We start from the raw sequence: 20807 nt of genomic DNA, 5'->3' as shown, positions 1-20807 counted from the left end.
GTGAGCGGGCGTCCACCAAATCGGGCCGTCTCCGCACGGCAAATCGGCTTGCACGTTTTGCGGTAGACGGCCGAACCCTTCCGCTTGTGGCCCCGTACCTCTCGAAGACCGGACTTTCCCGCACAGGTCACAAGACCGGAAGGAGCAACGGATGCGGAATCCGCTCGGGGGAATTCAATTCAGACCGAGGCGAGCAGCCATTTTTGCAGGCGGCAGCATCGCGCTCGTTCTGGCGGGCTCCCCATTGTCCGCGCAGGCCGGCACGACACCGGCGGCGGCCATCGTCTGCCCGGGCGTGGCCGACCAGCTCCCCGAGGTTCCGGCGAGCGCGCAGGCCGAAGTCGACCGCAACCTCGCACTCCTCGACACGCAGCTCAAGGAGGCCAACAACCGCCTGGCCACCTCAGCCGGACAAGGCGGCCCCAACTTCGTCCAGAACGCCATCCTCGGCCCCCTCGCCTCCAAACGAGGCGCCACCATCGACCGCATCGCCATAGCCATCGGCCGAACCGCCGAACGCCCCACCGGACTCGACTCGCTGTCCACCTGCACACTCGGCAGCGACACGGCGGCCGCCGAACTGTCGGCCGACGACTTCGTCGACATCCGGCAGGTCCCACGTACAGAGCAGCCGGAAGCCACGGCGAACGCCTCAACAGGCACGTTCGTCTCCCAATGCGGCACGAACAGTGAAGGCCGCGTCAACACCGACAACGTCATCATGGCGCCCGGCGTGTCCGATGGGGCCCAGCCCATGCTCGACTACGTGGGCAACATGTCCACCGACGCCTTCTCCACCAATGAGAGCCTCGCCGCAGCCGACACCAGCTGCCGCAACCAGGCTGACCAGTCGGCCTACTTCTGGCCTGTCCTGCGGGAACTCGGGGAGAAGGACGAGTCCGGTGCGGCTGAGGCCGCCGGCACACCTGTGCAGCCGTCGGCGGTGCGGATGGAGTACCGCGGCAACCCCACATCTCAGGTCACGGCGGCGCCGCGATACCTGAGGCTGTTCTCCGGCGACGCCAGGGCGGCGACCAACGGCGGAGCCAACGCCCAGGAGACATGGACCTGCACGGGCTTCACCGACCGGCTCACCGACAAGTATCCGATCTGTCCTTCGGGCAGCGAGCTGGTCCGCGTCCTCGACATGCCCAGCTGCTGGGACGGCGAGAACCTCGACAGCGCCGACCACCGTACGCACCTCGTCTTCCCCGATGAGGACGGCGCCTGCCCGAGCGGCACCCAGGCCGTGCCGCAACTGCGCATGACGCTGGTCTACAACGACGTGGCCAACACCCCGCCCGACGGTACGGACGTCCCCTTCGCGGTGGACGGATTCACCAGCGAGGGCAACGACCCGAGCACCGACCACGCCGGCTCCATCAACGTGATGTCGAAGCAGCTCATGAACAACGTCGTCAAGTGCATCAACAGCGGCAGGAGGTGCTGACGAGGAAACCACCCGACGGCCGGACCTCACCCTCATGGGGTGAGGTCCGGCCGTCGGGACGTAGCCTCGGGCAGGCCACAGGCGGGATAGTGATCTTCAGCGGCGGCGGCAGATCATCAACTCGGTCGTAGGGCTCTCCCGCAGCCAGCGGACAAGTCGCCGTTCGAGCGGAAACAGCAATGCTCCGGCCACGCCACCGGTCTGCTCGGTCAGGGTCACGGCCCGGAGGAGGCCGCCCCAGAGCTTGCGCCAGGCGGGGTTCGCGTCGACCTGGGCGTTCATCAGCACGAGCATCGGCACTCGTCGCATCACCTCGAACCCGGCCTCATCCAGCGCTCTGGTGATCCAGGTGAGCGTGTGGTTGGTCTGGTAGTCACCACGCTGTTCGCGCCCGTGCAGGAAGTTCTCCGACAATACGAAGAAGCCGCCCGGTCTCAACGTCCGATGGATCGACTGCAAGGCCGCTTTGTATTGAGCGTCGTCAGTGATGTGGAAGAGCATGTCCATGGCCGAGACGGCGTCGAACGAGCCCGGCTCCAAGACGTCCCCGGGCTCGGCAATGTCCAGCTGGTGGAACGGCACGCCGGGAAAGCGTTCGCGTAGCCGATTCACGGCCGCCTGCGTGAGGTCGCAGCCGACGACGGACTTGACGCCCAGCAGCTGCCAATGGCGGATGTAGAACCCGGTGCCGGAGCCGACGTCGAGGATGCGTGCGGTGGCTGGATCCAGAGGCAGTGTGGCGGCCTCTCGGCAGAAGACCTCGGATCGCACCCGATACATCCAGAGGTTGAAGGCCCGCCCCAGCGCTTTGTACCCGACGCCGCTCTCGGTCCAGTCGTCGCGCAGGCGGTTTTCCCAGAAACCTCTGAGTTCAGCTCTGGTCTTCATCGCCTAAGGGTGACAATTTACGGTCGGTCTGACAAGCCCACAGACCCATCTGACAGCCGCCGTGGGCTCGTGACAGCGCCCCATCCCACCATGATCACGTTCGTTGCTCGTCGCCCTGGCCTTCCTGAGCATCCCCCTGGTACGCCACCGCTACGGCTCCAGCGCGAAGGCGGCCGCGGAGGCGGAACTGCAGCCCTGGTCATCGCCTGATGGGCGTCACTCCCACTCGATGGTGCCCGGGGGCTTGCTCGTCACGTCCACGACGACGCGGTTGATCTCGCGGACCTCGTTCGTGATCCGGGTCGAGATGCGCGACAGCACGTCGTAGGGCACCCGCGCCCAGTCCGCCGTCATCGCGTCCTCCGAGGTCACCGGCCGCAGCACCACCGGATGGCCGTACGTGCGCCCATCCCCCTGCACCCCCACCGACCGCACGTCCGCCAGCAGCACCACCGGGCACTGCCAGATCTGGCGGTCGAGGCCGGCCCGCGACAGCTCCTCGCGGGCGATCGCGTCGGCCTCGCGGAGCAGGGCCAGGCGCTCTCGGGTCACCTCGCCGACGATGCGGATGCCGAGGCCGGGGCCGGGGAACGGCTGGCGCCAGACCATGGCGGCGGGCAGGCCGAGCTCCTCGCCCGCGCGCCGCACCTCGTCCTTGAAGAGCGCGCGGAGCGGCTCCACCAGCTTGAACTGGAGGTCCTCGGGCAGACCGCCGACGTTGTGGTGGGACTTGATGTTGGCGGTGCCGGTGCCGCCGCCCGACTCGACCACGTCGGGGTAGAGCGTGCCCTGGACCAGGAACTCCACCGGGCCGTCGGCCATGATGGCGCGCTGCTCGTCCTCGAAGACGCGGATGAACTCGCGGCCGATGATCTTGCGCTTCTCCTCCGGGTCGCTGACGCCGTCCAGCGCCTTCAGGAAGCGGTCGGAGGCGTCGACCACGCGGAGCTTCACGCCGGTGGCGGCCACGAAGTCGCGCTCGACCTGCTCGGCCTCGCCCTTGCGCAGCAGGCCGTGGTCGACGAAGACGCAGGTCAGCCGGTCGCCGATGGCGCGCTGGACGATGGCGGCGGCCACCGCGGAGTCGACGCCGCCGGACAGCGCGCAGATGGCCCGGCCCTCGCCGACCTGGCGGCGTACGGCCTCGACGGACTCTTCGACGATGTTGAGCATCGTCCACGTCGGGCGGCAGCCGGCCGCGTCGAGGAAGTGCTTGAGCACCGTCTGACCGTGCTCGGAGTGCAGGACCTCGGGGTGGAACTGCACCCCGTAGAGGCCACGCTCGACGTGCTCGAAAGCGGCGACCGGAGTCTCTCCCGTCGAGGCGGTCACCGTGAAGCCCTCGGGCGCGGCCGCGACGCTGTCGCCGTGCGACATCCAGACCTGCTGGGCGGCCGGCAGGCCGGCGAAGATGACGCCCTCGTCGAGCACCTCGAGCGCGGTGCCGCCGTATTCGGCCACGCCGGTGCGGGCCACCTCGCCGCCCAGCGCCTGGGCCATAGCCTGGAAGCCGTAGCAGATGCCGAACGTCGGTACGCCCGTCGCGAACAGCCCGGGCGGCACCGGCGGAGCGCCCTCGGCGTAGACCGAGGAAGGGCCGCCGGACAGGATGATCGCCTTCGGGTTCTTGGCCATCATCTCCTCGACGGGCATCGTCGAGGGGACGATTTCAGAGTAGACGTGGCACTCGCGCACCCGCCTGGCGATGAGCTGCGCGTACTGCGCGCCGAAGTCGACCACCAGAACCGTGTCGAATTCAGACACCGTGAGAACCCCCCCAAAGGCGAAATGCGGTGCTCTCAGTGTATCGGCCTTGGATATTACGCCTGGCCTGGCACGGGCACTCGTGCTAACACAGAACAATGGATCTTGTCTGGCCGGCGGCCGCGTGGGCTCTGTGGACCGCCGTGCTGGCCGCCGCCTTCAAGCTGTCCGGCCGGGAGAGGCCCACACGCACGCCTGAGTACGACGCGCCTCCGCCCGTGGTCGAGTTGCTGCGCGGCATGCGGGCGCAGGAGGTCTTCCATTCGGCGCTGTTCGAGCTGGCCGGGCGCGGATGGGTGACGATCGAGGGCGACCGCCTGTCGCCGGCACCGAGCGCAGGAGCTCGCGACGAGAGAGCGAGGGACGAGCCAACGAGGAGCGAAGCGGGCGCGACCATGAACAGGCATCGGCCGGAGCCGCTGCTGCCGTACGAGCGGTGGGTGCTGGAACGGGTGACCGCCCGCCTGGCGGGCGCCCCGTACGCGCCGGTCATCGCCCTCATGCCCGACGGCGCCGACCTCGAGAGCGAATTCGTCCCGCTCGTCCGGCAGTGTGCCATCGATCTCGGCCTGGCGCGGCGGCGCTGGCCCACCATGATCGTGCCGCTGCTCCTGGCCGCCGCGCTCGTCGTCCCCTGGTACGCCACCGTCTCCCGGGCCGGCGCGTCGTGGCCCGGGATCATCGCGACAGCGGTGTCATTCGTGGCGGGGGTGAGCCTGCTCATGGGCGGGCGTGGGTTCCTGCCGACCGCGCGCGGGCTGGAGGTCGCCGGGCCGGAGGCGGAGCCGCTGAACCCGCGGTACGAGTGGATCTTCACGGGCAGCGGCTGGCAGGGCGTGGAGATCGAGCCCGCCGGATCCTCAGTGCGAGGTCCCAAGCGCCAGGAGGTCGCCGGGCACGTCGTCAAGCGGTGGGTCGAGATCGAGTCGAGCGGCGAGGGCCGCTACCAGAAGTACTACATCGCGCTGCACGACGGCAGCTCGGAGAAGGCCACGGCGTTCCTCGTCGATCAGGGGCTCTACAAGGACGTGCTGCCGGGCGACCCCGTACGGCTGCTGGTCAAGCCGCGCAGCGGCAAGGTGGTCAGGGTCCTCGCCCACGAGCGTCACTGGTAAGACGGCAGGTTTCCGGTCAGCAGGGTCTCGGTCTGGAGGCGTAACCGGGCGGCGTACTTGGGATCGGTCAGCACCAGGAACCGCTCCTCGCGGATGGCCTCCACCACCAGGTCGGCGACCTCGGACGGCTCGATGCCGACCGCCGCCATCCTGCCGACGCGGTCGAGCGAGTCCACCTCGTCCTGGGTGGGGATGTTGACCAGCCCGGGAGGGCGTACGCGGGCCGAATCGGCGATCCGCGTCCTGACCGAGCCCGGGCAGAGCGCCGTCACGCGGAGCTTGGCACCGGCGGCGGCCAGGTCCTGGGCGAGCGCATGGGACGCGGCCAGGGCGGCGTGCTTGCTGACCGTGTACCCGCCCGATCCAGGCGCCGTGAACAGCCCCGCCACCGACACCGTGTTGACGATGTGTCCCTCGGTGTCCTGCTCGATCATGCGCGGCACGAACTCGTGAATGCCGTGCAGCACGCCCCACAGGTTCACGCCCAGCAGCCAGGCGAAGTCCTCGGGGTCGCGGGTCCACATGTGGCCGCCCTGGTAGACGCCGGCGTTGTTGCACAGCACATGCACGGCCCCGAACTCACCGAAGCAGCGGTTGGCCAGGTGCGCGACGGACGCCGCGTCCGACACGTCGGTGATCTGCGTGAGCACCTTGGCGTCCCTGGCCAGCGCGGCCGTCTCCGCGAGCCCTCCGTGGTCGACGTCGGCGAGCATCAACGTCATACCCTCGGCCGCGAACCGGACCGCCAGGGCACGGCCGATGCCGCTGGCGGCGCCGGTCACCACGGCGATCTTCCCGGAGAGCTCGCGCACGACGTACCTCCTCGATGATCGAAGCTACAGGATGGCGTCGATCAGTCCCAGAGGCGGCGAGCCGAGGTCGAACAGCGCCTTGTGGAAGCGCTGCAGGGTGAAGCCCGCGCCCCACTCCTTGCGCGCCCGTTCACGCAGGTCGAGGATGAGCAGCTTGCCCCACGTGTAGCGCCCGTACGTCGGGTCGAACGTCGCCCGCCGGGCCTCCGACAGCGCGGCCGGGCCCGCCAGGTGCGTGTCGGACTCGAAGCGCCGGGCGCCCTCCTCGACGGTCAGCTGCCCGGTGTGCACGCCGATCGCGCAGGCCAGCCGGGTGACGCGGATCAGCGCCTCCACCCACACGCCGATCTCGAAGCGCGGGTCGCCGGACTCGAACCCCTCCTCGACGCACAGCTCCTCGGCGTAGTGCGCCCACCCCTCGATGAACGCCATCGAATGCAGCAGCCGCCGCACGTCCGACGGCGCCTGCCGCAGCGCGCGACCGTGCGAGAAGTGCCCGGGCGCCACCTCGTGCACGTTGATCGCCGGCAGCGTCGTGTAACTGAAGACCTCCAGCCACTCCTCCTGATCCCGCTCGGGCCAGGACGGGTCGGGCGGCGTGATGTGGTACCAGGACGGGCCCTCGGGCTCGCCGGGCGAGTTCCACGACATCATGGCCATCGCCCAGCGGCGCGACTCGGGAGCCGGCCCGACCAGGCACTCCCCGTCGTGGTAGGGCACGAGGTCCTTCTCGCGGGTGAACGCGATGGCCTTCTCGGTGCCGATCCTGGCCGCCTCGATCACACCGTCCGCGTCCGGGTGGTCCCTGACGAGCTCCCGTACGACGTCCAGCGGCGACCCTGGGCGCCCCAGCTTGGCGCAGGACTCGGCGAGCAGCGTCATGAGCCGGTCGCGCTCGGCGTCGGCCCGCTCGGCCAGCCGGCCCAGGTCCACCGGCAGGCCCTCGGCCGTGCCCATGAGCTTGGCCAGCGCGTCGCCGCCGAGCGCGGCGTCGGGGTCGCCCTCGGCCGCGGCGCGTTCCACGTGAGCGACGAGCCTGCCGTGTGCCTCCAGCGCGGCCTCGTCCGTGATCCCGGCCGCCAACCCCTTGGCGGCGCCGATCAGGGACTTCGCGACGGGCGCGCTGAGCTGGTCGAGGGAGCTGATCGCGTGGTCCACGGCGGCCGGCCAGAGCGCGAGGTGGGCCGCCTTGGCCGCGGCGCGCTCCGCCTCGGGGGCGTAGTCGCGGTCGTAGCAGGCGAGCTCGAGATTGGAGAGGTGGACCAGCGGGTTCTTGCGGTGCAGCTGCAGCTCCCCGAACTCGGTACGCAGGCTCTCCTCGAACACCCGCAGGTGCTCGGCGTCATGCGGGTCTGCAGGCGCGGCCCCCTCGCCGAGCCGCGCCAGCCCGGCCCGCACGCCGTCGGGCGACAGGTCCTGAATCCGGCCGTCGTACTCATGCCTGCCACCGCTCTCGCGTGCCTCGGCCACGAGGAGGTCGATGACCGCCCGCAGCCTGGGGTCAAGTTCTGTCATGCCGCCGACGCTAGCGCACACCTGATTGATCGCCTATGCACTGATAAATCAGGTACATCCGGCAAACTGGGATGTGAGAATGATCAGTATGGCCCTCCGCGTCACGACCCTCGCCGAGCGCCCGGAGTTCGCGTCGTCGCTCTTTGCGATGGACCATACGTGGCACGAGTTCGTGTTCAACGATCCGATCGCCGACCTGTTCTACCCGATCGCGACCACGGCCTACGCCGACTACGTGCTGGTGGCCGACGACGACGCCGAGCCCGGCCGGCTGGTGGCGCGGGGCTGCATGATCCCGTACCGGGCGGGCGGGGCCGAGCTGCCCGACGACGGCTGGGACGGCGTGATCCGGCGGGGCTGGCTGGCCCGCGAGCGCGGCCTGCGGCCCGACGCCATCTCGGCCCTGGAGATCAGCATCCGCCGCGACGTGCAGGGGACGGGGCTGTCCTCGCTGATGCTGGCCGCCATGCGGGACCGCGCCGCCCGCCTCGGCTTCACCGAGCTCGTCGCCCCCGTCCGGCCCAACAGAAAACACCTCGAACCACACACCCCCATATCCGAGTACGCCTTCCGCACCCGCGACGACGGCCTGCCCTACGACCCGTGGCTGCGGGTGCACGTGCGGGCGGGCGGGAAGATCGTCAAGGTGGCGCCGCGGTCGATGGTGGTGGCGGGCACGCCGGCGGAGTGGCGGAAGTGGACCGAGCTGCCGTTCGACCGCACGGGCGCCGTCGAAGTGCCCGGCGCGCTCAGCCCGGTGCACTGCTACGTGGAGCAGGACCACGCCGTCTACGTGGAGCCGAACGTCTGGGTCAGCCACCCGCTGGACTAGACGACGCTACGGCGCCGCAGCTCGTCCACGTATTGCCGGACTTGCCCGATATCCAAGCCCTTGCCTGCCGTCCACCCGTCATCGTGATAGGTCGCCAGATGGCGGTCGGCGGCGTCGCCGATCAGGGAGACCACGGTGCCGGCCTCACCTCTGGCCCGCATGCGCTCGACGAGCTCCAGCGCCGCCCAGAGCGCGGTGCCCGACGAGCCGCCCACCGGCAGCCCGGTGATCTCCCTGATGTGCCTGGCCGCCGCCACGCTCGCCGCGTCCGGCACGGGGACGACCAGGTCGACGAGGTCGGCGCGGAACCCGGGCTCGATGCGCGGCCGCCCGATGCCTTCGATCCGCGAGGGCATGCCGGTCGCGTAGTCGGGGGTGTCGAGCGTCCAACCAGGGAAATACGCCGAGTTATCGGGATCCGCCACCGCAACCCGGCACCGCCATCCCCCGCCCTCCGTGCCCGAGGGGGAGCCGTCGCCCGAGGCCGGGTCGTCGGCCGTGCCGGAGGTGGGGGTGTCGGCGGTCCTGTGGGACTGTGACCACCGGCCCAGCGTGGCCGACGTCGCCCCCGTGCCGGCGCCCGTGACCACCCAGTGCGGCCGCACCTGCCCGAACAGCTCATCGGCCAGATCGTGCTCGGCAGCGCGCCCGAACTGGTCGAGGAAGTGCCCGTCGATCTCGCGGGCCGCGTCGTAGATCGCCGGCGGCGGCGTCACGAACCTGCACTCGCCGCCCAGCGCCTCAACCGCCCGCGCCCGCGCCTCGCTCCGCTCGCCCGGCATGACCACGGTGTACGGCAACCCGAGCCGCCGCGCGAACCACGCCTGCGCCACCGCGGCATTGCCGCCCGTCGCCTCCACCACGGTCGTGCCCTCGGTGACGAGCCCGTCGAGGATGGCCCGGCGGAACAGCGCCCTGGCATGCCGATGCCGCAGGCTCCCGGTCGGCTGCGCGGACTCGTCCTTCAGCAGCAGCCTGACCCCGGGCACGGGCACCGGGAAGTCGATCAGCGGGGTCGGCGACCCCGCCGCCAGCACATCCAACGCTCGCCCGTTCCAGCTCACCGCTCCACCCTGCCAGCCACAGGCCGGAAAGACCGCACGCGTTCGCCACAGGCGAGCAGCGCCTACTTGAGCCGGAGCCTGCGCATCGTCTTCAGCGTGCCGGCCAGCACGTCCGCCCACTTCTCGTACGTCAGGTCGAACGGCGGCTCGAACCCCAGCCAGCTCGCCTGCGCGGCCACGGTCTTGGCCTCGGTGTAGCGCAGCAGGCCCTCGGCGCCGTGCCTGCGGCCGAGGCCGGACGCCTTCATGCCGCCCATGGGGGCGTCGTAGGAGGCGTAGGCGGAGCCGTACCCCTCGTTGATGTTGACCGTGCCGGCCTTGACGCGGGCGGCCAGCGCCCGGCCGCGCGGGAGGCTGGAGGTCCAGATGGAGGCGTTGAGCCCGTAGATGGTGTCGTTGGCCAGCTCGACCGCCTCGTCGTCGGTGGCGAACGGGTAGAGCGCCACCACCGGCCCGAACGTCTCGTTGCGGCACAGCTCCATGTCTTCGGTGACGCCGGTGAGCACGGTCGGCTCGTAGAACAGCGGGCCGAGATCGGGCCTGGCCTTGCCGCCGGCCAGCAGCGTCGCGCCCTTGGCCACGGCGTCGTCCACGTACGCGCGGACCGCGTCGAGCTGGCGCCGCGAGGTGAGCGAGCCCATCTGGACCGACCAGTCGCGGCCGGCGCCGAGCTTGAGGTTCTTGACCTGCTTGACGAAGCGCCGGGCGAAGTCGTCGAAGACGGACGCGTGCACGTACAGGCGCTCGATCGACAGGCAGAGCTGGCCGGCGTTGGTGAAGCAGGCGCGCAGCGCGCCCTGTACGGCCACATCCAGGTCGGCGTCCTCCAGCACCACCATAGGGTTCTTGCCGCCCAGCTCCAGTGAGCAGCCGATGAGCCGCTTGGCCGCCTCCTCGGCGATCTTCCTGCCGCCGCGCGTCGAGCCGGTGAACGCCACGTAGTCGGCGTGGTCCAGCAGCGCGTCGCCGATGTCGGCGGGCTCGCCGAGCACGACCTGCCAGATCTCGCGCGGCATGCCCAGCTCGGCCAGCAGGTCGATGGTCCACAGCGTGGACATGGCGGTCTGCGTGTCCGGCTTGTGGACGATCGCGTTCCCGGCCAGCAGCGCGGGCACCGCGTCCGTGACGCCGAGCGAGAGCGGGTAGTTCCACGGGGAGATCAGCGCGACGACGCCCTTGGGCTGACGCAGCTCGGCCACGCGGGTCGCGACGGGAAAGACGCCCTTGCGGCCGCGCGGGGCGAGCAGCCCGGGCGCGCGGCGAGCGTAGTAGAGGCTGCAGCCCGCGACGTCGAGCACCTCCTCGAGGGCGTGCTTACGGGCCTTGCCGGTCTCGTCCTGGAGGAGGTCGAGAATCTCGTCTCTTCGGTCGAGAATCGCGTCGTGCAGCAGCAGGAACGGCCTGGCCCGCACCGCGGCGGGCTTGGCCGCCCACTCGATCTGGGCGGCCCTGGCCTTCTCGTACGCCCGCCGAACGTCCTCCACCCCCGATATGGGCAGCTCAGCAATGGTTTCGCCGGTGAAGGGGGCGACGATGTCCTGTGTCCTGCCGCTGGACGTCACGTGCATGCCAGAAGGATATTCCGTTTAACTACCGGCGGGTAGTTTTTGCGGATCCCCGCCATAGCGACAGAATCCCTTCATGGCATCCTTCGCTCCGCTACGTCCCGGAGATCCACAGCAACTGGGGGGCATGGATCTCCTCGGCAGGCTCGGCGAGGGCGGTCAGGGCGTCGTCTATCTCGCCAAAGACCACGCTGACGCGCGCGTCGCGGTCAAGTGGCTGCGGCCCGACCAGTCGGGCGACGCCATCGGCGTCGAGCGGTTCCTGCGCGAGGTCCAGGTGGCCCAGCAGGTGGCGCCGTTCTGCACCGCCGCCGTCCTGGGCACCGGGGTCGAGCAGGACCGGCCGTACATCATCAGCGAGTACATCGAGGGCCCCTCCTTACAGCGGGTCGTGCAGGAGGAGGGCCCGCGCATGGGAACCGTCCTGCACCGGCTGGCCATCGGCACGGCCACCGCGCTGGCCGCCATCCACCAGGCCGGGATCGTGCACCGCGACTTCAAGCCGGCCAACGTGATCATCGGCGCGGACGGGCCGCGGGTGATCGACTTCGGCATCGCGCGGGCGCTGAACGCCACCTCGACGATCAGCAGCATGGTCGTGGGGACGCCGTCGTACATGCCGCCCGAGCAGGTCATGGGGCACACCGTCGGGCCGGCCGCGGACATGTTCGCGTGGGGCAGCGCGATGGTGTTCGCCGCATCGGGCAAAGCGCCGTTCGGTAGCGACACGATGCCGGCGGTGATCAACCGGGTCCTCAACCAGCAACCCGACCTGGGCATGCTGGACGGGCAACTGCGTGACGTGGTGGCCGCCTGCCTGGCCAAGGACCCGTCCCAGCGGCCCACCGCCGAGCAGGTGATCATGCGCCTGCTGCAGCACCCGGCGCCGAACTCGGGCATGCTCGCGCAGGCCGCCGCCGAGGCGGCCCCGCAACAACCCTTCGCGCCGCCCACGGGCCCGCCCTCCGGCCCGGTCCCTCACTCCGGGCCTGTCGGCTATTCCGGGCCGGTCCCTCACTCCGGGCCTGTCGGCCATTCCGGGCCGGTCTCGCAATATCCGCAGCAGCCGCATCCCCAGCAACACCATCCCCAGCAGTCGCACCATCAACAGCCGCAGTGGCAGCAGCCACCGGCGCCGCCCTACGGCCAGCCCACCTACCGGAGCACGTACGGCCAGCCGAAGAAGAGCAAGGCCCCGCTCATGGCGGGCATCACGGTGGCGGTCGCGCTGCTGCTGCTCGCCGGCGTGTTCGTGGTCATCCAGCTCGGCAAGTCGCCGGTGGCCGGACCGGCTGCCTCAGCGACGCCCGAGCAGACGCTGCGCACCCCCAACTCCAGCCCGTCCCCGACCCAGGCGGCCGTGCCGAGGACCGGCGCCAAGAAGACGCTCCCCGGCGCCTCCGTCTCGCTGTACGAGAACCCGGCCGACCCCATCGTCCTGACCTCCTACGAGGTGTTCGACAAGAAGAAGGACGACTGGATCGACTACGCCAGGGGCTCGCTGCGCGGCTCCTTCACGAAATACTCCGCCAACTGGGAGTCGATGGTCTCGCCCGACGGCCGCTACCTCGCCAGCAGGGGCAGGAAATACAGCAACGACGACTTCGACTTCATCATCATCACCGACCAGGAGTCCGGCGACCGCACGACGATCAAGACCGTCAAGGAGCCGCTGATCAGCAGCATCAGGGCGTGGTCGAAGGACGGCTCGAAGATCCTGCTCAACATGGAGAAGAAGACCGGGAACGACAAGTGGGTCTACCTGGGCTTCGTCATCGTGGACGTGGCTGCGAAGGAGGCCACCACGGTCGACGTCTCCGACACCTCCATCCGCGAGACCGCCTTCGGCTTCGACGGGGACGACGAGGGCGCGGTCAACGTCTACGGCGACGAGAAGAACCGCGGCCTGCGCTTCTTCGACACCCAGGGCAAGGCCACGCGCTCGGCAGCGGGCATCGGCACCCTGTCGGCCGGCACGCAGGACATCTTCTCGCCCTCGGGCAAGACGTTCGTCACCAACTGCCCCAACGGCGGCGACGGCGACCACTGCATCTGGGACTCCGCCTCGGGCAAGCGCCTGCGCAAGTTCTCCTCCGACTGCGACAAGGTCCTCGGCTTCTACGACGACAAACACCTTTACTGCTGGGAGCAGGACAACGGCGTCAACGACGAGGTCCAGGTGCTCGACTTCTCCGGCAAGCTGCTGCGCAAGCTGCTGGAGGTGCCGGACGACGTGGATTTCAGCCCCGCCTTCACCGTCAATCCGCAACGGGGCTCCTGAACCATCCGGCCCGGCCAGCCGTGTTGAGGTCATGAAGACGCTGATCCGTACGGCCGTGACCGCCGCGGCGCTCGCGACGGTCACGGCCGCCTGCACCTCGTCCACGGGAGGGACACCGGCTGGTCCCCCGAAGGCGACTCCCCTCGGCGCGGTCCGCCTGGTCGCCTACAACGGTTGCGACGACATGCTGGCAGGCCTGCGCGAGCACGCCGCCACGAACGTCGGCCCATGGGGGTTCGGCGGCAACATGGCCATCATGCGGGCGGAGCAGGACACGGCGGCGGTCACCCCCAATGCCAAGGCGGACACCCCCGAACACTCCACCACCAACGTGCACGAGGCGGGTGTGGACGAGCCCGACCTGGTCAAGACCGACGGCAACCGGGTGATCACCGTCACGGACGGCACCCTGCGGGTCATCGACACCGCCACGCGGAAGGTCACCTCCTCGCTCAAGCTGACCGAGGGCGGCGAGCGCGTCTTCGCCCCCGCCGACCTGATGCTGTCCGGCGACCGCGCGCTGGTGCTGTTCCGCGGCTCCGGCGACGTGATGTACAAGTCCATCGCCCCGCTCGGCGACACCCGCTACGTGCTGGTCGACCTGGCCGGCGAGCCCAAGGTCCTGAGCACGGTCAAGCCCCAGGGCACGTACGTGGACGCCAGGATGGTCGGCTCCAAGGTCAGGATCGTCACCCGCAGCCAGCCGGAGATCACGTTCCCGCAGCCCAAGGACGACGCCTCGGAGGCCGAGCGGATCAAGCTGAACCAGGCGGCGGTGCGCAAGGCCCCGGTCGACGCCTGGCTGCCCAAGATCGAGATCGCGGACGCGTCCGGCGCCGTCAAGAAGGACGCGATCAAGTGCGAGCGGGTCAGCCACCCCGCCGACTACACCGGCACCTCGCTGCTGACCGTGCACACCCTCGACCTGGCGCAGGGCGTCGGCGCGGCGGGCACCGACCCGATCAGCCTCGCGGCCGACGGCGACATCGTGTACGGCACCGGCACCAGCCTGTACGTGGCCAGCAACCCGCGCTGGTGGTCGCCGATGCCGATGCCGGTCGAGGACACCCCGGACGCCGCCCCCGCCGAGGAGCCCACGCCGGACGAGCCCAAGCCGACCCCCACGACCCCGCCGGAGGAGACCGAGATCCACCGGTTCGACGTCGCCTCGCCAGGACCGCCCGCCTACGTGGCCTCGGGCAAGGTCAACGGCCGGCTGCTGAACCAGTACTCGATGTCCGAGTACGACGGCCACCTCCGCGTCGCCACCACACTCACCTCCACCGACGGCAGGTCCAGCTCCAGCACCGTCCACGTGCTCAAGGCCGACACCCTGGCCAAGAGCGGCGAGGTCGGCGGCCTCGGCGAGGGCGAGCGCATCTACTCGGTCAGGTTCATCGGCGCGGTCGGCTACTGCGTCACGTTCAAGCAGGTCGACCCGCTCTACACGCTCGACCTGCGCGACCCGGCGGCGCCCAAGGTAACCGGCGAGCTGAAGATCACCGGTTACTCGGCCTACCTGCACCCCGGCGGCGAGGGCAGGCTGATCGGCATCGGCCAGGAGGCCAGCGAGAAGGGCCGGACGCTCGGCACCCAGGTCTCGCTGTTCGACGTCAGCGACCCCGCCGGCCCGCGCCGGCTGTCGCAGCTGTTCCAGAAGGACTCGGGCTCGGAGGCCGAGTGGGACCCGCACGCGTTCCTGTACTGGCCGAAGACCGGCCTGTCGGTGATCCCGCTGACGCAGCAGAACGAGTCGGGCGCGCTGGTCCTCAAGATCGACGACTCGGGTGTGTCGAAGCTGGGCATGATCAAGCATCCGACGCAGGGGCAGCAGGGGGACTACCCGTACCAGCCCGGCATCCAGCGCTCCATGATCATCGGCGATTCGATCTGGACGATCTCACAGGAAGGCGTCCAGGTCAACGACGCCGCCACGCTCGCCTCACAATCCTGGATCCCGCTCCGTTAAGCAACCAAAGAGCGCCGGTTCGTGGCGAACCGGCGCTCTTTTTATGGACATTTGCCCACTGATGATGAAAACTTTACTGACACTGTAATGTCGGACCGGGCGGATGTGTCACGGCGCAGGGTCCCGGTCCATCCCTCGAGGAAGGGTTCCCGCTGCCATGCGATCACGCACCCCCCTGCTCGCATTGCTCGTCAGCGCGCTGGCGTTACTCACGACGCCGCTCCCGGTCTCAGCCGCCGCACCGGACGGCACCTACATCGTCCAGCTCAACCCGTCGATGCGCGCGCCCCGCGGCGCCGCCCAGGACCAGGTGGCCCAGCACGGAGGCGAGCTCGTCGGCGTCTACGAGCACGCCTTCAAGGGCTACACCGCCCGCCTGAGCGCGGCCGCCGCCGAGCAGCTCAGCAAGAACCCGAACGTGCTCAGCGTCGAGCCCGACGCCGAGGTCACCGCCTTCCCGCAGACCACCCCCACGGGCGTCCGGCGGATCTTCGGCCCCGACAACCCGAACCTGGACATCGACAGCACCGACGACGTGCGCATCGACGTGGACGTCGCCGTCGTCGACACCGGCGTGGACTACACCCACCCCGACCTGAATGTCGTGGCGCGCGCCAACTGCGTGAGCGGCGCCTGCACGAACAACTCCGGCACCGACGACAACGGCCACGGCTCGCACGTCGCGGGCACGGTCGGCGCGATCGACAACAGCGTCGGCCCGGTGGGCGTCGCGCCCGGCGCCCGCATCCACGGCGTGAAGGTCCTCAACGCGGCGGGCTCGGGCACCCTGTCCGGCATCGCCGCCGGTCTCAACTGGGTGGTGGCCCGCGCCTCCACCATCGAGGTCATCAACCTGAGCCTGGGCTGCAACGGCTGCTCGAGCAGCGCCATCAGCAGCGCGATCACGAACGCGGTCAACGCCGGCATCGTGGTCGTGGTGGCCGCGGGCAACAACCACGCGAACACCTCCACGTTCTTCCCCGCCAACCACCCCGACGTGGTCACCGTCTCGGCGATGACCGACAACGACGGCCTGCCCGGCGGCGCCGGCGGCAGCACGCTTTCGTGCCGCAGCGAGACCGACCAGGACGACACCTCGGCGTTCTTCTCCAACTACGGCGCGACCGTCGAGATCACCGCGCCGGGGACGTGCATCTACTCGACGTGGCGGAACGGCGGCTACAACACGATCAGCGGCACCTCGATGGCCAGCCCCCATGTGGCGGGCGCGGCCGCCATCCTCACCTCGGGCGCCGGCAAGCCGACGACCAGGGCGGGCTCGCTGGCCGTACGCAGCACGCTGATCGCCACCGGCAACAGCAACTGGACCGACGACTCGGGCGACGGCGTCAAGGAGCCGCTGCTCGACGTGCACGACGCCACGCAGTATCCACCCGCGCCTTGATCTGAGCGGCGGGCGGTCCGGCTACGGGCCGCCCGCCAGCTCGCGGGCGATGTCCAGGTGCCCGGCGTGCCGCATGTACTCCTCCAGGACGTGGAACATGGTCCACCCCAGCGTCGGCGGCTCCTCGGGCGGCCGGAACCGGCCAATCCGGGAGCCCACATCGGACAGCCGCGCCTTCGCCACAACCTGCCTGGACCGCTCGCACTGCGCCAGGTAGAACGCCTTGATCTCCTCGAACGACTCGGTGGCGACAAGCGCCCCCTCCTCGTCGCGATCGCCGTTCGGGTCCTCGAGCGGCTCGCCCGCGAAGTCCCACACGAACCAGCGCCGCTCCATGTACGCCAGGTGCTTGAGCAGCGCCAGCGGCGTCCACCCCGACGGCACGCGGCTCACCCCGGGCTCCGGGAACCCCTCCAGCACCCGCAGGATCTCCGCGCGGTAGTAGTCGAGGTATCCCTCCAGCAATTCGCGCGGGTCGGACAACTGCGTCGAAGGTTCACTCATGCGCTCTCCTCCGTCGGTCGCCTTAACGAAAAGTTCCCGTGTCTGATCGTTCGCTCGCTCATGCACGCTCCGGTACGACGACGGGGACGATCTCCGGCGCGCCGAGCCTGATCGCATCGGCCCCCTGGTCGGAGTCCTGCTCCTGGGAGCGGCGCTCGGCCTCCACGCGCTTGGTGAAGTATTCCACCTCCCTCTTGACCTGCTCGCCGTCCCAGTCGAGCGGCCCGGCCAGCAGCTCCGCGGCCTCCTGCGCCACGGCCAGGCCGCGGTGGAAGGTCTCGATGGAGATGTGCGTACGCCTGGTCAGCACGTCGTTGAGATGTCTGGCGCCCTCGTGGGTGGCGGCGTAGACGATCTCGGCCCGCAGGTAGTCGTCGGCCCCGGTCAGCGGCCTGGCCAGCGTCGGGTCGCGCTCGATCAGCGCCAGCACCTCGTCGATCAGCGAGCCGTACCGCTGGAGCAGGTGCTCGATCCTGGCCACGTGCAGCCCGGAGGTCCGGGCGAGCCGGTGCCTGGAGTTCCACAGCGCCTGGTAGCCCTCGGCGCCGACGAGCGGGATGCGGTCGGTGCACGAGCGCGGCACCCGCTGGTCGAGCCCGTGGGCCACGGCGTCCACGGCGTCCTGCGCCATGACCCGGTACGTCGTGTACTTCCCTCCCGCGATCATCACCAGCCCCGGCACCGGGTGCGCCACCACGTGCTCCCTGGACAGCTTGGAGGTCTCGTCGGACTCGCCCGACAGCAGCGGCCGCAGTCCCGCGTAGACGCCCTCGACGTCGTCGCGGGTCAGCGGCACCGACAGCACGGCGTTGACGTGGTCGAGCAGGTAGTCGATGTCGATCCGGGAGGCGGCGGGGTGGGACTTGTCGAGCGCCCACTCGGTGTCGGTGGTGCCGATGATCCAGTGGCGGCCCCACGGGATCACGAACAGCACGGACTTCTCGGTACGCAGGATGATCCCGGTCATTGAGTGGATCCGGTCGCGCGGCACGACCAGGTGGATGCCCTTGGAGGCGCGTACGTGGATCTGGCCGCGTCCGCCCACCAGCTCCTGGATGTCGTCGGTCCAGACGCCGGTGGCGTTGACCACCTGCCGGGCGCGTACTTCCAGCTCGTCGCCGCACTCCAGGTCGCGCACCCGCACGCCGGTGACCCGCTCTCCCTCCCGCAGGAACCCGACGACCTGCGACCTGGGGGCGACGTGCGCGCCGTAGGTGGCAGCGGTGCGGAGCATGGTCATCACGTAGCGGGCGTCGTCCACCTGGGCGTCCCAGTATTGGACGGCGCCGGTGAAGGCGGTCTTCTTCAGTGCCGGGGCCAGCCGCAGCGCCCGCGCCCTGGACAGGTGCCGATGCCCGGGGACGCCCCGGGTGAGCCCGGACGCGAAGGCGAGCGTGTCGTAGAGCGCCACGCCGGCGCCCACGTACGCCCGCTCCCAGCCGTAGTGGGTCGTCGGGAACAGGAAAGGCACCGGCCTGACCAGGTGCGGCGCGATGCGCTGCAGCAGCAGCGACCGCTCACGGAGCGCCTCGCGCACCAGCTCGAAGTTGAGCTGCTCCAGGTAGCGCAGGCCGCCGTGGACGAGCTTGGAGGAGCGGGAGGAGGTGCCGGAGGCGAAGTCCCTGGCCTCGACCAGGGCGACGTCGAGGCCGCGGGTCACGGCGTCGAGCGCTATGCCCGCTCCGACGACCCCGCCGCCGACCACGACCACGTCGAGCTCCCGCGCGGCCATGCTCTCCAGGGCCGCGGTGCGCTCCGCGGGCCCGAGCCGAGCCACGCCCTTACCCGACGCCATAACTCCCCCTGATCGGCTTTATCGCTGGCGTTTCATTACGTACCCAGGTAACTGCCATCAGGCGCGTACGACCTTGACGCCCGCGTCGCTGAGCTGCCCGGCGAGCGTGTCGGAGAGCTGGGAGTCGGTGACGAGCGTGTCGATCTGGGCGATGGGGCAGATCCGGGAGAACGCCCGCTTGCCGATCTTCGAGGAGTCGGCCACCACGACGACCTGCGCGGCGCGGCTGATCAGCAGGTGGTTGACGCTCGCCTCGCCCTCGTGGTGCGCCGACGCGCCCAGCTCGACGTCCAGCCCGTCGACACCCAGGAACGCCACGTCCAGCGTCACCTGCTCCAGCACGCCGGACGCCAGCGGCCCGATGAGCTCGTACGACTGCTGCCTGGCCACTCCGCCGGTCACCACGATCTTGACGTGCTGGCGGACGGTGAGCTCGGCGGCGATGTTGAGCGCGTTCGTGACGATCGTGAAGCCGCTCTCCAGCGTGGACATCGTGGCCAGGGTGCGCGCCAGCTCGGAGGTGGTGGTGCCGCCGTTGAGCCCCACCACGGCGCCCGGCGTGACCAGCTCTGCCGCCGCGGCCGCGATGCGGTGCTTCTCGTCGGCGTGCCTGGCCGTCTTGTAGCGCAGCGGCAGGTCGTAGCTCACGCTCTGCGCGACGGCGCCGCCCCGCGTGCGCATGAGCATCTGCTGCTGGGCCAGCTGGTCGAAGTCCCGCCGGATCGTCGCGGTGGAGACGTCGAGCGCCCGCGCGGCCTCCTCCACCGACAGCCTGCCCTCCTGGGCCAGCAGCTCGAGGATGGCGTTCCAGCGGTCGTAGCGGGACACGAATGCCTCCTAGCGGATGGGGTCAGCAGCAAGCGTGGCACACCGGCGATCCCGGAGCCACCACTGCACATTGATGCGCTCTCCTGGTATAAAAAGAGCAGAAACAATCAATCAGGGGGAGGCATGTGGTGACCACCCACACCGAGGCCGAGATCGCGTCCCAGCCGTCGTGCTGGCGGCGGGCCGTCGAGAGCGTTCCCGCCGGCGCGCTCCCTCGCGAGGGCGAGCGGGTGGCCGTCGTCGGCTGTGGCACGTCGTGGTTCATCGCGATGGCATACGCCGCCCTGCGCGAGCGGGCCGGGCACGGCGAGACCGACGCCTTCGCCGCCTCAGAGTTCCCCGCCGGGCGCCGCTACGACCGCGTGCTGGCGCTGACCCGCTCGGGCACCACCACCGAGGTGCTGGAGCTGCTGGCCAGAGCCACCACGAAGACCACGGCGATCACCGCCGACCCGAAGACGCCGATCATGACGGCCGCGGACGAGGTCGTCGTTCTGGACTACGCCGACGAGCGGTCGGTCGTGCAGACCAGGTTCGCCACCACGCAGCTCGCCCTGCTGCGCGCCAGCCTCGGCGAGGACCTCACCCAGGCGATCGCCGACGCCGAGGAGGCCGTGGCCGCGCCGCTGCCCGGCACGCTGGTCGAGGCCGAGCAGTTCAGTTTCCTGGGCATCGGCTGGTCGGTCGGCCTGGCGCAGGAGGCGGCGCTGAAGATGCGCGAGGCGTCGCGATCGTGGACGGAGGCGTATCCGGCGATGGAATACCGGCACGGCCCGATCAGCATCGCCGCGCCAGGGCGGGTGACGTGGATGCTCGGCACCGCCCCCGACGGCCTGCGCGCCCAGGTCGAGGAGACCGGCGGCAGGTTCGTCGAGACCGGGCTCGACCCGATGGCCGAGCTGATCCGCGCCCAGCGGGTGGCCGTCGCCCGGGCCTTCGCCCGTGAGCTGAACCCCGACGAGCCCATGCACCTCACGCGATCTGTGATTCTTTCCTCATGAGCGAGCGTAGCGAGCGACC

At 70.1% G+C, this 20807-nt stretch carries 16 protein-coding genes; 7 read left to right on the top strand and 9 right to left on the bottom strand.

All coding sequences use genetic code 11. From position 1 onward, the window contains the following. Nucleotides 1-244 precede the first annotated feature (244 nt). Complete coding sequence (locus EJK15_RS39530) at nucleotides 245-1450, top strand: DUF1996 domain-containing protein (protein WP_240777501.1); 1206 nt, start codon at nucleotides 245-247, stop codon at nucleotides 1448-1450. A gap of 96 nt (nucleotides 1451-1546) precedes the next feature. Here EJK15_RS39530 and EJK15_RS39525 read toward each other — a convergent pair whose 3' ends face one another. Together EJK15_RS39525 and guaA are read right to left on the bottom strand one after the other, a co-directional pair. Beyond that, nucleotides 1547-2338, bottom strand: a complete 792-nt coding sequence (locus EJK15_RS39525) for a class I SAM-dependent DNA methyltransferase (protein ID WP_138715596.1) — start codon at nucleotides 2336-2338, stop codon at nucleotides 1547-1549. 216 nt (nucleotides 2339-2554) lie between these two features. Then, nucleotides 2555-4102, bottom strand: a complete 1548-nt coding sequence (guaA, locus tag EJK15_RS39515) for a glutamine-hydrolyzing GMP synthase (protein WP_138715594.1) — start codon at nucleotides 4100-4102, stop codon at nucleotides 2555-2557. A gap of 98 nt (nucleotides 4103-4200) precedes the next feature. On the opposite strand from guaA, the gene EJK15_RS39510 reads away from it, so the two are divergent. After that, the gene (locus EJK15_RS39510) at nucleotides 4201-5217 is read left to right on the top strand and encodes a DUF2207 domain-containing protein (protein WP_138715593.1); all 1017 of its coding nucleotides are present in this window, start codon (nucleotides 4201-4203) and stop codon (nucleotides 5215-5217) included. Here the strand turns inward: EJK15_RS39510 and EJK15_RS39505 are convergent. Together EJK15_RS39505 and EJK15_RS39500 are read right to left on the bottom strand one after the other, a co-directional pair. Continuing rightward, complete coding sequence (locus EJK15_RS39505) at nucleotides 5208-6029, bottom strand: SDR family NAD(P)-dependent oxidoreductase (RefSeq protein WP_138715592.1); 822 nt, start codon at nucleotides 6027-6029, stop codon at nucleotides 5208-5210. The two genes, EJK15_RS39510 and EJK15_RS39505, sit on opposite strands and share 10 nt — an antisense overlap. 24 nt (nucleotides 6030-6053) lie before the next feature. Beyond that, the gene (locus tag EJK15_RS39500; protein ID WP_138715591.1) at nucleotides 6054-7544 is read right to left on the bottom strand and encodes a DUF885 family protein; all 1491 of its coding nucleotides are present in this window, start codon (nucleotides 7542-7544) and stop codon (nucleotides 6054-6056) included. An 88-nt stretch (nucleotides 7545-7632) separates the two neighbouring features. On the opposite strand from EJK15_RS39500, the gene EJK15_RS39495 reads away from it, so the two are divergent. Further along, nucleotides 7633-8376, top strand: a complete 744-nt coding sequence (locus EJK15_RS39495; RefSeq protein WP_171074793.1) for an N-acetyltransferase — start codon at nucleotides 7633-7635, stop codon at nucleotides 8374-8376. Here the strand turns inward: EJK15_RS39495 and EJK15_RS39490 are convergent. Beyond that, nucleotides 8373-9440, bottom strand: coding sequence for a PLP-dependent cysteine synthase family protein (locus EJK15_RS39490; protein ID WP_138715589.1), 1068 nt, complete (start codon nucleotides 9438-9440; stop codon nucleotides 8373-8375). The two genes, EJK15_RS39495 and EJK15_RS39490, sit on opposite strands and share 4 nt — an antisense overlap. A 62-nt stretch (nucleotides 9441-9502) precedes the next feature. Beyond that, entirely contained in the window at nucleotides 9503-11008 is a 1506-nt protein-coding gene (locus EJK15_RS39485; protein WP_138715588.1) for a succinic semialdehyde dehydrogenase, read from the bottom strand. A 73-nt stretch (nucleotides 11009-11081) separates the two neighbouring features. Here EJK15_RS39485 and EJK15_RS39480 point away from each other — a divergent pair, with 73 nt between their 5' ends. The 3 genes from EJK15_RS39480 (at nucleotide 11082) to EJK15_RS39470 (ending at nucleotide 16660) form a co-directional block, all read left to right on the top strand. Then, complete coding sequence (locus EJK15_RS39480; protein WP_138715587.1) at nucleotides 11082-13286, top strand: protein kinase domain-containing protein; 2205 nt, start codon at nucleotides 11082-11084, stop codon at nucleotides 13284-13286. 31 nt (nucleotides 13287-13317) lie between these two features. Next, complete coding sequence (locus EJK15_RS39475; RefSeq protein ID WP_138715586.1) at nucleotides 13318-15255, top strand: beta-propeller domain-containing protein; 1938 nt, start codon at nucleotides 13318-13320, stop codon at nucleotides 15253-15255. Nucleotides 15256-15412: 157 nt separating this feature from the next. Next, nucleotides 15413-16660 carry a S8 family serine peptidase gene (locus EJK15_RS39470; protein WP_138715585.1) on the top strand — a complete coding sequence of 416 codons (1248 nt, stop codon included), beginning with the start codon at nucleotides 15413-15415 and terminating at the stop codon, nucleotides 16658-16660. 21 nt (nucleotides 16661-16681) lie between these two features. Here the strand turns inward: EJK15_RS39470 and EJK15_RS39465 are convergent, their stop codons facing one another. Genes EJK15_RS39465 through EJK15_RS39455 form a run of 3 tightly spaced genes read right to left on the bottom strand, consistent with a single transcriptional unit; the run spans nucleotide 16682 to nucleotide 19787 of the window. Beyond that, nucleotides 16682-17164, bottom strand: a complete 483-nt coding sequence (locus EJK15_RS39465; RefSeq protein ID WP_138715584.1) for a DinB family protein — start codon at nucleotides 17162-17164, stop codon at nucleotides 16682-16684. A gap of 58 nt (nucleotides 17165-17222) precedes the next feature. Then, nucleotides 17223-18959 (bottom strand): glycerol-3-phosphate dehydrogenase/oxidase, encoded by a 1737-nt coding sequence (locus tag EJK15_RS39460; protein WP_138715583.1) that lies wholly within the window; start codon nucleotides 18957-18959, stop codon nucleotides 17223-17225. Between the two features lie 57 nt (nucleotides 18960-19016). Then, entirely contained in the window at nucleotides 19017-19787 is a 771-nt protein-coding gene (locus tag EJK15_RS39455) for a DeoR/GlpR family DNA-binding transcription regulator (protein WP_138715582.1), read from the bottom strand. Nucleotides 19788-19915: 128 nt separating this feature from the next. Between EJK15_RS39455 and EJK15_RS39450 the strand changes: the two genes are divergently transcribed. Then, nucleotides 19916-20788, top strand: a complete 873-nt coding sequence (locus EJK15_RS39450; protein WP_138715581.1) for an SIS domain-containing protein — start codon at nucleotides 19916-19918, stop codon at nucleotides 20786-20788. Nucleotides 20789-20807: the final 19 nt, after the last annotated feature.

Origin of the sequence: Nonomuraea basaltis (assembly GCF_005893125.1) — a bacterium.
Taxonomy (GTDB): Bacteria; Actinomycetota; Actinomycetes; order Streptosporangiales; family Streptosporangiaceae; genus Nonomuraea; species Nonomuraea basaltis.
This window is presented reverse-complemented; position numbering and strand designations above follow the sequence as displayed.